Source organism: Spiribacter aquaticus (assembly GCF_007625215.1).
Lineage (GTDB): Bacteria > Pseudomonadota > Gammaproteobacteria > Nitrococcales > Nitrococcaceae > Spiribacter > Spiribacter roseus.
This window is the reverse complement of sequence record NZ_VMKP01000002.1, coordinates 255,917-268,630: the sequence shown is the minus strand read 5'-3', so window position 1 is coordinate 268,630 and position 12,714 is coordinate 255,917. Positions and strand designations below refer to the sequence as shown.

9 protein-coding genes and 1 tRNA gene are annotated in these 12,714 nt (G+C 66.7%); 5 read left to right on the top strand and 5 right to left on the bottom strand.

Annotated elements, in window-relative coordinates:
- Positions 1 to 19: 19 nt before the first annotated feature.
- Together FPL11_RS04650 and FPL11_RS04645 are read right to left on the bottom strand one after the other, a co-directional pair.
- Positions 20 to 94, bottom strand: a tRNA-Asn gene (locus FPL11_RS04650).
- Positions 95 to 169: 75 nt separating this feature from the next.
- Positions 170 to 1,360 (bottom strand): pyridoxal phosphate-dependent aminotransferase, encoded by a 1,191-nt coding sequence (locus tag FPL11_RS04645; RefSeq protein ID WP_144347627.1) that lies wholly within the window; start codon positions 1,358 to 1,360, stop codon positions 170 to 172.
- Positions 1,361 to 1,426: 66 nt separating this feature from the next.
- On the opposite strand from FPL11_RS04645, the gene uvrB reads away from it, so the two are divergent.
- The 5 genes from uvrB to nadC all read left to right on the top strand — a co-directional run bounded on the left by uvrB (position 1,427) and on the right by nadC (position 7,932).
- Positions 1,427 to 3,460 carry an excinuclease ABC subunit UvrB gene (gene uvrB, locus FPL11_RS04640; protein WP_144347626.1) on the top strand — a complete coding sequence of 678 codons (2,034 nt, stop codon included), beginning with the start codon at positions 1,427 to 1,429 and terminating at the stop codon, positions 3,458 to 3,460.
- On the top strand, positions 3,457 to 4,446 hold the full coding sequence (locus FPL11_RS04635) for an NUDIX hydrolase (RefSeq protein WP_144347625.1): 990 nt from the start codon (positions 3,457 to 3,459) through the stop codon (positions 4,444 to 4,446). The genes uvrB and FPL11_RS04635 overlap by 4 nt, the downstream gene beginning before the upstream one ends.
- A 92-nt stretch (positions 4,447 to 4,538) precedes the next feature.
- The gene (nadA, locus tag FPL11_RS04630) at positions 4,539 to 5,516 is read left to right on the top strand and encodes a quinolinate synthase NadA (protein ID WP_144347624.1); all 978 of its coding nucleotides are present in this window, start codon (positions 4,539 to 4,541) and stop codon (positions 5,514 to 5,516) included.
- Positions 5,513 to 7,075, top strand: a complete 1,563-nt coding sequence (locus FPL11_RS04625) for an L-aspartate oxidase (protein WP_200833581.1) — start codon at positions 5,513 to 5,515, stop codon at positions 7,073 to 7,075. The genes nadA and FPL11_RS04625 overlap by 4 nt, the downstream gene beginning before the upstream one ends.
- Entirely contained in the window at positions 7,072 to 7,932 is an 861-nt protein-coding gene (nadC, locus tag FPL11_RS04620) for a carboxylating nicotinate-nucleotide diphosphorylase (RefSeq protein WP_144347623.1), read from the top strand. The genes FPL11_RS04625 and nadC overlap by 4 nt, the downstream gene beginning before the upstream one ends.
- On the opposite strand, the gene dld is transcribed toward nadC, so the two are convergent.
- Genes dld through FPL11_RS04605 form a run of 3 tightly spaced genes read right to left on the bottom strand, consistent with a single transcriptional unit; the run spans position 7,933 to position 12,647 of the window.
- Complete coding sequence (gene dld, locus FPL11_RS04615) at positions 7,933 to 9,627, bottom strand: D-lactate dehydrogenase (protein WP_144347622.1); 1,695 nt, start codon at positions 9,625 to 9,627, stop codon at positions 7,933 to 7,935.
- A 22-nt stretch (positions 9,628 to 9,649) separates the two neighbouring features.
- Positions 9,650 to 10,816 (bottom strand): alpha-hydroxy acid oxidase, encoded by a 1,167-nt coding sequence (locus tag FPL11_RS04610; protein ID WP_144347621.1) that lies wholly within the window; start codon positions 10,814 to 10,816, stop codon positions 9,650 to 9,652.
- Between the two features lies 1 nt (position 10,817).
- The gene (locus tag FPL11_RS04605) at positions 10,818 to 12,647 is read right to left on the bottom strand and encodes an L-lactate permease (RefSeq protein WP_144347620.1); all 1,830 of its coding nucleotides are present in this window, start codon (positions 12,645 to 12,647) and stop codon (positions 10,818 to 10,820) included.
- Positions 12,648 to 12,714: the final 67 nt, after the last annotated feature.

Below are 12,714 nucleotides of genomic sequence, written 5' to 3'. Positions count from 1 at the left end.
GGTGACTACTTGTTCGGAATGGCTCCCCGGGACGGATTCGAACCGCCGACCAAGTGATTAACAGTCACTCGCTCTACCACTGAGCTACCGGGGAATCGCTCTCTAGCTCGCTGCGTAGTCTAGCGTTTTACGCCGCGCCGTCAACCGGCGCGGCGCATCAAAACGGCACCTACCCGCGCCCGAAGGCGCCCTCGAGGCGATCCATCGCCTTTTCCAGATTCTCCATGCTGGTGGCGAAGGAGATCCGGGCATGGCCGGGCGCACCAAACGCCGTGCCGGGCACCAGGGCCACGTTGGCCTCGGCGATCAGGTGCTCGGCGAGCGCCGTGTCGGTATCCACGCCGTCGATGGCAGCAATGGCACCGCTGACGTCGGGGAACGCATAGAAGGTGCCGTCTCCGGCGATGCAGCTCACGCCTTTCATGGCATTAAGCCGCTTGACGACAAAGTCATGGCGCTCGCGGAATGCCTTGACCATGGGCCCGATCACGCTCTGGTCTCCATTGAGTGCTGCAACGGAAGCGGCCTGCGAGATCGAGCTGGCGTTGGAGGTGCTCTGGGACTGGATCTTTTTCATGGCACCGATGACGTTCGCGGGGCCGGCGGCATAGCCGATGCGCCATCCGGTCATGGCATAGGCCTTGGAGACGCCGTTGACGACGACCGTGCGCTCAGCCAGATCCGGGCAGACCATGGCGATGTTGCTGAACGGCTCGTCGGTCCAGAGGATCGGCTCATAAATGTCGTCACTGGCAATGAGCAGGTCGGGGTGGCGGCGCAGGACCTCGCCCAGTGCTTCGAACTCGGCCCGGCTGTAGGCGGTCCCAGTGGGGTTGGAAGGACTGTTGAGGACCACGATCCGGGTGCGGTCGGTGATGGCGGCCTCAAGCTGCGCCGGCGTGATCTTGAAGCGCTGCGACTGATCGGCTTCGATGATCCGGGGGACACCATCGGCGAGCAGCGCCATGTCCGGGTATGAAACCCAGTAGGGGGCCGGGATGACCACCTCGTCACCACTGCCAAGCACCGCCATGAACAGGTTATAGAGGCTCTGCTTGGCGCCTGAGGACACCAGGATCTGGTTGGCGTCGTACTCGAGGCCGTTGTCGCGCTCGAACTTTGCCTGAATGGCCTGCTTGAGGGCCGGCGTGCCGTCGACCGGGGTGTAGCGGGTCTGACCGGCCTGGATCGCCTGCACCGCGGCGGCGCTGATATGATCAGGGGTATCAAAATCCGGTTCGCCGGCACCCAGACCGATGATGTCGTGACCGGCCGCGCGCATTTCCGCGGCGCGGGCCGTGACCGCCATGGTCGGGGAAGGCTTCACGCGCCCGACGCGCTCAGAGAGTTCAATAGCCAAGGATGGTCTCCGTTTTTTTACCGTTTGCCGAGATGATACGCCAAACATGACAGGGCCTGCATTGCCATGACTGACGAGACACTGCGTTTTCAGCTGCAGAGCGACTTCGAGCCCGCCGGTGATCAGCCGGCGGCCATCGAGACCCTCGCCAACAGCCTGCACGCCGGCCACCCGCATCAGACCCTGCTGGGGGTGACCGGGTCGGGCAAGACCTTCACCATGGCCAGCCTGATCGCGAAAGAGCAGCGCCCGGCGGTGGTGCTCGCGCCCAACAAGACCCTGGCCGCGCAGCTCTACGGCGAGATGAAGGCGTTTTTCCCCAACAACGCCGTCGAGTATTTCGTCTCGTACTACGACTACTACCAGCCCGAGGCCTATGTGCCGTCCTCGGACACTTTCATCGAGAAGGATGCCTCGGTGAACGAGCACATCGAGCAGATGCGCCTGTCGGCCACCAAGGCGATCATCGAGCGCCGCGACACCATCATCGTCGCGTCGGTGTCCTCGATCTACGGGCTGGGTGACCCCACCGCCTATCTCGAAATGGTGCTGCATCTCGAGGTGGGGGAGTCCGTCGATCAGCGCCGGATCCTGCGCCGGCTGGCGCAGTTGCAGTACGCGCGCAATGACTATGACTTCGCCCGCGGCAACTATCGGGCCCGGGGCGATGTCATCGATATCTTCCCGGCCGAGTCCGAGGACGAGGCGGTGCGCGTCGAACTGTTTGATGACGAGATCGAGAGCCTCGCCTGGTTCGACCCGCTGACCGGCGAGGTCCTGCGTCGGGTCCAGCGGCTGACCGTCTATCCCAAGTCCCACTATGTCACGCCCCGCGAGACGGTGCTGAGCGCGGTGGAGAAGATCAAGGTCGAGCTGAAGGAGCGCCTCGAGCAGCTCCAGGGCGCCGGCAAACTGCTCGAGGCCCAGCGCCTTGAGCAACGCACGCGCTTTGACCTGGAAATGATGCAGGAGCTTGGCTACTGCAACGGCATCGAGAACTACTCGCGCTATCTGTCGGGACGCGGGCCGGGCGAGGCGCCGCCGTGCCTGTTCGACTATGTGCCGGATGACGCCATGCTGTTCATCGATGAATCGCATGTCACCGTCTCGCAGGTGGGCGGCATGTACCGCGGCGACCGGGCCCGTAAGGAGACGCTGGTGGAGTATGGCTTCCGGCTGCCTTCGGCACTCGACAACCGGCCTCTGAAGTTCGAGGAGTTCGATACCATCGCGCCGCAGCGCATCTATATCTCGGCGACGCCCGGGCCCTATGAAAAGCAGCATTCCTCGGCGGTTGCCGAACAGGTGGTGCGGCCCACCGGCCTGGTGGATCCGGCCATCGACGTGCGCCCGGCCAGCACGCAGGTCGATGATGTGCTCGGCGAGATCAATGAGCGCAGCCGGGCTGGCGAGCGCGTGCTGGTGACCACGCTCACCAAGCGCATGGCCGAAGATCTCACCGAATACCTGGCGGAAAACGGCGTCCGGGTTCGCTACCTGCACTCGGATATCGACACCGTCGAGCGCACCGAGATCATCCGTGACCTGCGGCTGGGGGCGTTTGACGTGCTGGTGGGCATCAACCTGCTGCGCGAGGGACTGGATATCCCGGAGGTTTCACTGGTGGCCATCCTCGATGCCGACAAGGAGGGTTTCCTGCGCGCCGAGCGCTCCCTGATCCAGACCATTGGCCGGGCGGCGCGGAACGTCAACGGCCAGGCCATCCTGTACGGCGATCAGATGACCGATTCCATGAAAAAGGCCATCGACGAAACCGAACGGCGGCGCGAGAAACAGATCGCCCACAACGAGGAACATGGCATCACGCCCCAGGGCATCCAGAAGGCCATCGCCGATGTCATGGAGCGGGGCGGGGCGAGCGCGCCGGATAGTGCCGAGCACTACGCGCAGGTTGCCGACGAGGCCAAGGCCTATGCCGATCTGAGCACCGCCCAGGCGGTCAAGCGCATCAAGGAGCTGGAGCAGAAGATGCATCAGCACGCCCGCAACCTCGAGTTCGAGGAAGCCGGCAAGCTGCGTGACGAGGTCAAGCGGCTGCAGCGTCATGCGCTGGGTGAACCGGACCGGGACAGTGCATGATCGAGCTCGACCAGCGCGCCAGTCCCGCCACGGTCGATCTGACGGCGGTCATCGTCGCCATGATCGACGGCGAGCCCTGCATCCTGACCGTCCAGTCCGGGCCGGGTGAGCCCGATACGCTGCCCTGCGGGCCCCTGCAGCCCGACCACCGGACACTCCAGGCGGGCCTGCGCAGCTGGGTGGAGTACCAGACCGGGCTGCGGCTCGGTTACATGGAGCAGCTCTATACCTTTGCCGACCGCAACCGGGCCGGCGGCGATGACGGCCCGCCGGAACAGGACGTTCGCCCCGTCTCGGTGGCCTATCTGGCCCTGGTTCACGACGCTGATCCGCAGACCGGTCGCGCGACGGCCTGGCAGCCCTGGTATGACTATCTGCCCTGGGAGGACTGGCGCACCCAGCGCCCGCCGGTGGTCGATCGACTGCTCGCGGCGCTGGCCGACTGGCGGGATCAGGCGCCCAGCGCGCCCAAACGCCGGCGGCGGGCCGAGCGGCTGCGCCTGACCTTTGCCAATGGCTCGACGCCCTGGGATGAGGAGCGCTCGCTGGAGCGTTATGAGCTGCTCTACGGCGCGCGGCTGGTGGCGGAGGCGTGGCACGACGAGGGCGCCGAGCCACCGGAATCCGTGGCGACGCGCGTTGATCAATCCATGGCGACGGATCACCGTCGCATTCTGGCAACGGCCATGGGCCGGCTACGGGGCAAGATCAAATACCGCCCGTTGCTCTTTGAGCTGATGCCGCCCACTTTTACCCTGCTGCAGTTGCAGCGCACCGCCGAGGCACTGTCCGGCACGCGGCTGCACAAGCAGAACTTCCGTCGCCTGGTGGAGCGCCAGCAGCTGGTCGAGGCCACGGGCCAGCATGAAACCCGCACCGGCGGGCGGCCGGCAAGGCTGATGCGGTTTCGACCAGCCGTTACCCTCGAGCGCCCGGCCCCGGGGGTGGGCATCAAGACGGGCAGTCGCAGCACCCACCGCTATTGATTGAACTCTGCCCGCGGGCTTATGCTCCAACTCAGCATAAGCGGCATTTTGTTGACGCCAATAATGCTCAGATCGAGCATAAGGAGCGGTTCATGGCAGAGGTAATGGAGCAGACGGCCGCGGCCGAGCAGCGTTTGAAGGACGTGATTCCGCCCATCGAATGGCCCGCGCTGGAGCCCGACATCGATGCCATTCACCGCCTCAAGGCTGAACGCAACGCCGTCATTCTGGCCCACAACTATCAGACCCCCGAGATCTTCCACGGCGTCGCGGATATTGTCGGCGATTCCCTGGCGCTGGCGCGCCGGGCGGCCGAGACCGATGCCGATGTCATCGTCCAGGCCGGGGTGCACTTCATGGCGGAGACCTCGAAGCTGCTCTGCCCCGAGAAGACCGTGCTGATTCCGGATCTTGCGGCGGGCTGTTCGCTGGCCGAATCGATCACCGCCGCCGATGTGCGGGCACTGCGCGAACGCCATCCCGGGGTGCCGGTGGTGACCTACGTGAACACCTCCGCGGCGGTGAAGGCGGAATCGGATATCTGCGTGACCTCGGGCAACGCCGTGGCCGTGGTGGAGTCACTCGGCGTCGACCGGGTGATCTTTCTGCCGGATGAGTACCTCGCCCACTATGTCGCGCTGCAGACCGATGTCCAGATCATTGCCTGGCAGGGCCACTGCGAGGTGCACGAGCGATTCACCGGCGACGAGATCCGCGCCTACCGCCAGGCCCACGATGACCTGATGGTCATCGCCCATCCCGAGTGCCCGCCGGATGTGCTCGACGCCGCCGACCAGGTGGGCTCGACCGCGCAGATGATCCACGCGGTCAAGACCCGCCAGCCGCGACGGGTGTTGATGGTCACCGAGTGCTCGATGAGCGATAACGTGGCGGCTGAAGTGCCCGAGGTGGAATTCGTGCGGCCCTGCAACCTGTGTCCGCATATGAAGCGCATTACCCTGCCAAAGATCCGCCAGGCGCTGGAGCAGCTTGCCCCGCGCGTCGAGATTGACCCCGGCGTGGCGGATCGCGCCCGTCAGGCGGTCACGCGGATGCTGGCGGTCCAGTGAGTCGGGTCGCAGCCACGTCACCCCCAGTGATTGTCGTGGGGGCGGGGATCGCCGGGCTGGCGACGGCGCTACGGCTTGCACCGCTGCCGGTGCGGGTCCTGACCGCCGGTGCCCTGCGCGAGAACACCGCCACGGCCTGGGCGCAGGGCGGCATTGCCGCCGCGCTGGGCCATGACGATGCCCCGGCTCTGCATCAGGCGGATACCGAGGCCGCCGGCGTCGGGCTGGTGGATCCGGCGGTTGCCCGGGCGGTCACGGCGGCCGCACCCGAGTGTCTCGCGCAGCTCGAGCAGTGGGGCGCGCGCTTTGATCGCACCCCCCAGGGCGACTGGGCGCTGGGCCTGGAGGGCGCGCATCGCCGGCGCCGGGTCGTGCATGTCGGCGGCGACGGCAGTGGTGTGGCGATCCTCAACGCGCTGATCCAGCAGGTCCGTTCCACGCCGTCCATTACCGTGTCCGAGAATACGCCGGTCAACGGCCTGCTGGCCGACGCCGGCGGCGTCCATGGCGTACGACTGGCGGAGGGGGCATTGCCGGGCCGCGCCGTGGTGCTGGCCACCGGCGGCCTGAGTGGGCTTTACGCCGAGACCACCAACCCCCTGGGCGCCGTGGGCGCGGGCATTGCGATGGCGGCCCGCGCCGGCGCGGGCGTCACGGATGCCGAGTTTGTTCAGTTTCATCCCACCGCCATGGCCGTGGGGCGCGATCCCATGCCGCTTGCCACCGAAGCGCTTCGCGGCGAGGGCGCGACCCTGGTCAATGGCGCTGGCGAGCGGTTGATGGCCGATACGCCGGGCGGTGATCTGGCGGCGCGCGATGTGATCGCCCGGCGGATCCATGCGGCGTTGGCGGCGGGCGATCGGGTCTACCTGGACGGGCGCCGCGCGATTGGCAGCGCCTTCGCCGAGCGCTATCCATCGGTGCATGCCGCCTGCCGCGCGGCCGGCATCGATCCGGCCACCCAGTTGATTCCGATCCGGCCGGCGGCCCACTACCACATGGGCGGCATCGCGGTTGATGACCGGGGACGGACTGACCTGCCCGGCCTCTGGGCCTGCGGCGAAGTGGCCTGCACCGGGCTCCACGGCGCCAATCGCCTGGCCAGCAATTCCCTGCTCGAGGGGCTGGTGTTCGCGCGTTGGATTGCCGAAGACATTGCCGCATCGCCCGTCCGCTCAGTGGCGGATGCCGGCGATGGACCGACGCCGCCCACCGCGACGGTCCCCACCGCGCCATGGGTCGCACCGTGGATCCGGGCGCTGATGAGCCGCTCGGTGGGTGTGGTCCGCGACAACGACGGGCTGGCGCGGGCAATCGATGCCCTCTCGGCCGTAGCGTTTGATCGGGACGATCCGCAGCGCGACCATGCGCTGACCGCGCTTCTCGTCGCAACGGCGGCGCAGCGGCGCTGCGAGAGCCGGGGCGGGCACCTGCGCCGGGACTTTGCACACACGCAGTCACCGCCGCCGGCCAGGCAGGCGTTGACGCTTGCCGCGCTGTGCCCGCAGCCGCCGGCGACTCACGAGCCGCTGGTAGCGGCAGGCGGGCCGGTCCGATGAGTCGTGTGGCACTGACACAACCCGGCCTTGAACCGCTGATCCGGGCGGCGCTGGCCGAGGATCTGGGCCGGGCGGGGGACATCACCAGCAATGCGGTCATCCCCGCTGATACCCCCATGGAGGGGGTCGTGCGCAGTCGCGAGGCCGGGCGCATCGCCGGAGCCGAGGCGGCGGCACTGGCCTTCAACCTAGTGGACGGGGCGGTGAACGTCGCGGTGGCACAGCCCGACGGGGCGCGGGTCGAAGCCGGCACGACCGTGCTGTCGGTTGATGGTCCGGCCCACGCGATCCTCGCGGCGGAGCGTGTCGCCCTCAACCTGCTCTGTCATCTCAGTGGAATCGCTACCGCCACCGCGGCGCTGGTCGATGCGGTGGCGGACTGGCCCGCCCGCATTGCCTGCACCCGCAAGACCACGCCGGGCCTGCGGTCACTGGAAAAGCAGGCCGTGCGCGCCGGCGGTGGGGTCAATCACCGCTTTGGGCTCGATGATGCAATGCTCATCAAGGACAACCACATCGCCGTGGCCGGGGGGATTGCACCGGCACTGGCGCGGGCCCGGGCGGCGGCGGGGCATCTGGTGAAAATCGAGATCGAGGTCGACACCCTGGATCAGCTCGATGAGGCGCTCGCCGGCGGGGCGGATGCGGTGCTGCTGGATAATATGGACCCGGCCACGCTGGCGGCGGCCGTGCGGCGGGTCGATGGCCGCGCCGTCACCGAGGCCTCGGGCCGTGTCAGCCGCGACACCGTGGCCGCGGTGGCGGCCAGTGGTGTCGACATCATCTCGGTGGGTGCGCTGACCCACAGTGCGCCGATCCTCGACCTCGGCCTTGATGCCGAGCCCGCCGGGGCGTGATCAGCCCTCGGCGGGGCGGCCGTAGTAAGGATCGCGCGGCAGCTTGCCGACCCCGGGGTTGAAGGTGTTGGTCGGGTCGAGACGGCGGTAGAACGCGGCCAGCGGTGGCTTGGCCGGATACAGATGCCCGACATTATGCTCCGCCGGGTATTCCGCGCCCCGCGCATCGAGGATCTCGAGCATTTTCGCCTTGTGGGCCGCCACATCGGCGCCCTTGCGGAATACATAGTCCTGGTGGAACACGTTGCAGAAGAAATGCCCGTAGTAGAGCCGGTGCACCAGGTCGCGGCTGATCGATTCGGGCAGTTCCTCGAACCAGTCCCGATCGTTGCGCGCGAGGGCGATGTCCAGCGCCAGGATGTCCTCGACTTCGTCATGATGGATGGTCTGGTAGCGCACGCCCGCCCCGGCCGCCGCAAAGCGATGCAGCATCGCCCGCTCGGCCTCGTCCGCGGTGCAGCGGAACCACGCCTCGGGGAAGCACTCGTCAAGAAACCCCTCGGTCTCCTCGACCATGTCACCGTTGACCCGCAGGATCAGGTGATGCTCGAAGCGGTCGCGCCACTCCACCACCCGCGCCGGTAGCGGATCCGGCAGCAGCCGGGAGAGGCGCTGGAGGACGTGATCAGTGATCGGGTCGGGGAGCAGCGGCAGCGGGCGGAACAGCCGGTCGATGCGGTTTTTGAGGGCGAACGCCCCGGGTAGCCGCGCCGTGCCGAGTTTCTTGATGATCAGAAAGCTGTCCTTGCCGTAGCGCCGCGCTACGTCGAACAGCTCGCGGTGCAGGTACTCGGCGGTGATCGGCAGTTTGCTCGCCTCGCGCAGGAACCGCGCGCGGAACTGTGCGAGCTGCGCGGTATCGTTGCTGCCGATGTAGTAGGTGCGCACGTCCGACTCCTGCTCGAAGGTGTCCATGCGTACGGCGAACACCATGACCTTGCCGGCGCTGCCGGATACCCCGTAGAGCAGGCGCGGGTCGTTGTTGAATCGTGCCGCGCCGGGTTCATCGGCCCCGCGGATGATCTCGGGATAGCCATCGTCGCTGGCCTTGCCGGCGTGCCAGTCCACGTCCTCGGGCCGGTAATCACCGCGCTCGAGGCGATCGAGGATGGTCTCGGGGGTGTCACCGAGTGCCACTCCCAGCTCGTTGATCAGCTCAAGCTCACCGTGCGCGTTGATCCGGGCATAGACGGCGAGCTCGGTGTAGGCGGGCCCACGCCGGCAGAGTGCGCCCCCGGAGTTGTTGCAGACACCGCCCACCACGGTGGCGCCCAGCGACGTCGAGCCGATCACCGAATGCGGCTCACGCCCGTACGGCGCGAGGGTCTGGGTGAGCTCGAACAGCGTGGCCCCGGGCAGGGCGATGGCTTGCTCGGCGTCGCCGAGCAGCTGCAGACCCTTAATGCGCATCGCGTTGATGGCAACGGCCGGGCGGTCGTAGTGGTCCTTGGGGGTCGAGCCCTCGGTAAGGCCGGTGTTGGCCGCCTGCGGCACGATCACCGCGCCGGCCTCGACCGCCGCCTGAGTGCAGTGCCAGAGCTCGACCAGCGAGCCCGGATGTACCACCGCCACCACCTCGCCGCTGCCCGAGCGGTAGCCCGTGCGGTAAGGCCGCGTCGCCGCCTCGTCGGTCAGTACGTGTCCGGCGCCGGCGATCGCCGTCAGGCGCTCGATCATTGCCTGGGTCTGGCTCATGGATCTGTCCTCCCGGCCGCGTTCAGACGGCCCAGCGTCCGGCAAAGTCCTCGGGCACATGCAGGATGTTGCGGTCGACGGCATTGATGTCGCGATGGCCACACAGCGCCATGGTCGTATCAAGCTCCTTATGCAGCACCTCGAGGGATCGGGTGACCCCCTCCTGGCCCATGGCGCCCAGGCCGTATACCCAGGCCCGGCCGATCATGACCCCGTCCGCCCCCAGCGCGAGGGCCTTGAGAATGTCCTGGCCCGAGCGGATGCCTGAGTCGAAGTACACCTCCATGCGATCACCCACCGCGGCGATGATGTCCGGCAGCACCCGAATACTGCTGAGTGCCCCATCGAGCTGGCGTCCGCCGTGGTTGGATACGACGATGGCATCGGCCCCCAGTTCGGCGGCGCGTTCGGCATCCTCGCGGTTCATGATGCCCTTGAGCACCACCTTGCCACCCCACATGTCCATGAGCTGTTTGACCCGATCCCAGTCGAGGGAGTGATCGAACGCCTCGGCGGTCCAGGAGGACAGCGAGCTGGAATCGGTGACGCCCTGGGCATGACCGACCACATTGCCGAAGGTGCGCCGCCGGGCGCCCAGCATCTCCAGCCCCCACGACACCTTGGTGGCGAGATTGGCGATGGACTTGATGGTGAGCTTGGGCGGAGCGCTCAGCCCGTTTTTCAGGTCCTTATGGCGCTGACCCTGCACCTGCAGGTCCAGCGTGATGACGATGGCCGAGCAGTTCGCCGCCCGGGCCCGCTCCATGAGCCGGCGCATGAAGTCATCATCGGACAGTGTGTAGACCTGGAACCAGAAAGGCCGGGTGGTTTCCGCCGCCACATCCTCGATCGAGCAGATGGACAGCGTCGAGAGCGTGAAGGGCACGCCGAAGTCCTCGGCCGCCTTGGCGGCAAGGATTTCGCCGTCCGCGTGCTGCATGCCGGTCAGGCCCACCGGGGCCAGTGCCACCGGCATGCTCACGGTCTCGCCAAGCATGCGGCTTTCGGTGGTGCGCCGGGTCATGTCGATGGCCACCCGCTGACGGAAATAGATCGACCGGAAGTCGCTGGTGTTCTCCTCGAACGTCTGCTCCGACCAGCTTCCGGTCTCGCAGTAGTCGTAGAACATCTTCGGCACCCGGCGCCGGTAGATACGCTTCAGATCGTCAATGCAGGTGATAACCGCCACGTCATCGGCCTCCGCGATTGGTGAGCATGAATGCCAGCACAACCCCTAGAAAACCGAGCCATCCGGCGTACCAGAAGTTCGTGCCACCGGTGATGATCGCCATTCCCAGCAGACCCGCGGCGATCATGTAATACGCCATGGGGATCAGGGTCTTGCGGATGACATCGCCTTCCCGACCCAGCAGGCCCACGGTGGCGGACGCCGCGACTACGTTGTGCACGGTCACCATGTTGCCACCTGCGCCGCCGACCGCCTGTAGCGAGACGACCATCGAGGCGCCGAACGAGCCCAGACCGATCTGCTCGGCCGTGGAGATCTGGAAGAACGAGAACATCATGTTACTGATGGTGTTGCTGCCCGCCAGAAAGGCACCCAGGCCGCCCACCGTGGGGGCAAACAGTGGCCAGAGCTGGCCGGTCAGCGCAGCGACGCCCTGGGCAAGCATCTCGGGCATGCTCGCGACCTGATCAAGGGTGCCCATCGGGATGCCGCTGGCCAGTGCCGACTGAATGGCACCCACCGTGTCGTGGCCGTCCGGCGCGGAGTTGATGAATACCTGCACCATGGGCACGGCAAAGATCAGTGCCGAGCCGGCCGACACGATGGTCCGGCCGGCGGTCTTCCAGGCGCGACCATAATCGCCATGGGTCCACATCTTGTGCAGAAAATAGGTGATCAGCGAGGTGACCAGCAGCACGAAGCCCGGCAGATACAACGGCTGCGAGGCGGCGGTAATGCCCGAGCCGAAGACGTTGGGGATCGCCAGGGTCACGGCATCGGCGCGCAGCGCATCGGTGACCGGCGGTATCACGCGGGTGATGACCAGCAGGCCGGCAACGATGATGTAGGGCATCCACGCCTGCAGCTGGGAAAGGGGCTGGTTCTCGTCCCGCGTGGGCTGTACCGCATCCTGCAGCGAGCTGATCCACTCGGGCTGCCAGTGTTCGCGGGGCTCGAACTCGAAGGTGTCCTTCGGCAGAAACCAGCCGCGACGCGCCGCCGGGATGACGATGCCAAGCCCGATCAACCCGCCGATCAGTGCCGGAAACTCCGGACCCAGCAGGGCGGCCACGGCGTAGTAGGGCACTACAAACACGACGCCCGCGAACAGGGCGAACTTCCAGGCGCGCAGGCCCTCGACGAACGAGCGATTCGCGCCGAAAAAGCGCGTGAGCATGCCTACCATGATCAGCGGGATGAAAACCCCCACCAGCGCATGGAGCAGCGCGACCTGCATGCCGATCTGGTCAAGGTATTGGGCATAGGGGATGCCGGCCGCCTCGACCATGCGATCGGTCACCGACTGGTCGGACAGCCCGGCGTTGACCCCGACGATGATCGGCGTGCCGATGGCGCCGAAGGAGACCGGCGTCGACTGGATGATCATCGCCGAGACCACCGCCGCCATGGCGGGAAACCCGAGGGCGACAAGCAGCGGCGCGGCGATGGCGGCGGGTGTGCCGAATCCGGAGGCGCCTTCGATCAGCGCGCCGAACAGCCAGGCAACGATGATCGCCTGAACGCGCCGGTCGGGCGAGATGTCCTCGAAACCTTTCTGTATCACGCTGATCGCACCGCTCTCGCGGAGCGTGTAGAGCAACAGAATGGCGCCAAAGACGATGAAAAGGATGTTGAGGGCGGTGACGACCCCGTTGACCGATGCACCGGCCACGATATTCAGATCGGTCCCCCAGAAGCCAAGGGCCACGGCCACCGCGACGGCATAGGCCAGCGGCATGGCGTACTTCGCCGGCCAGCGCAGCATCACCAGGAACACGGCGACGGTCACCAGCGGCAACAGCGCCATGAGAACGATCAGCGCCAGGTTCATGGCCAATCTCCTCCAGTCAGGCGTTCGTTTTTATGTCCTGTCAGTGCCCGCAGGGCACCTCACTCAG

What these genes read in the sequence shown, in the direction of transcription:
- nadA (WP_144347624.1), top strand. Translation starts at nt 4,539, where the DNA reads ATGGCAGAGGTAATGGAGCAGACGGCCGCGGCCGAGCAGCGTTTGAAG.
- dld (WP_144347622.1), bottom strand. Translation starts at nt 9,627, where the DNA reads ATGAGCCAGACCCAGGCAATGATCGAGCGCCTGACGGCGATCGCCGGC.
- FPL11_RS04635 (WP_144347625.1), top strand. Translation starts at nt 3,457, where the DNA reads ATGATCGAGCTCGACCAGCGCGCCAGTCCCGCCACGGTCGATCTGACG.
- uvrB (WP_144347626.1), top strand. Translation starts at nt 1,427, where the DNA reads ATGACTGACGAGACACTGCGTTTTCAGCTGCAGAGCGACTTCGAGCCC.
- nadC (WP_144347623.1), top strand. Translation starts at nt 7,072, where the DNA reads ATGAGTCGTGTGGCACTGACACAACCCGGCCTTGAACCGCTGATCCGG.
- FPL11_RS04605 (WP_144347620.1), bottom strand. Translation starts at nt 12,647, where the DNA reads ATGAACCTGGCGCTGATCGTTCTCATGGCGCTGTTGCCGCTGGTGACC.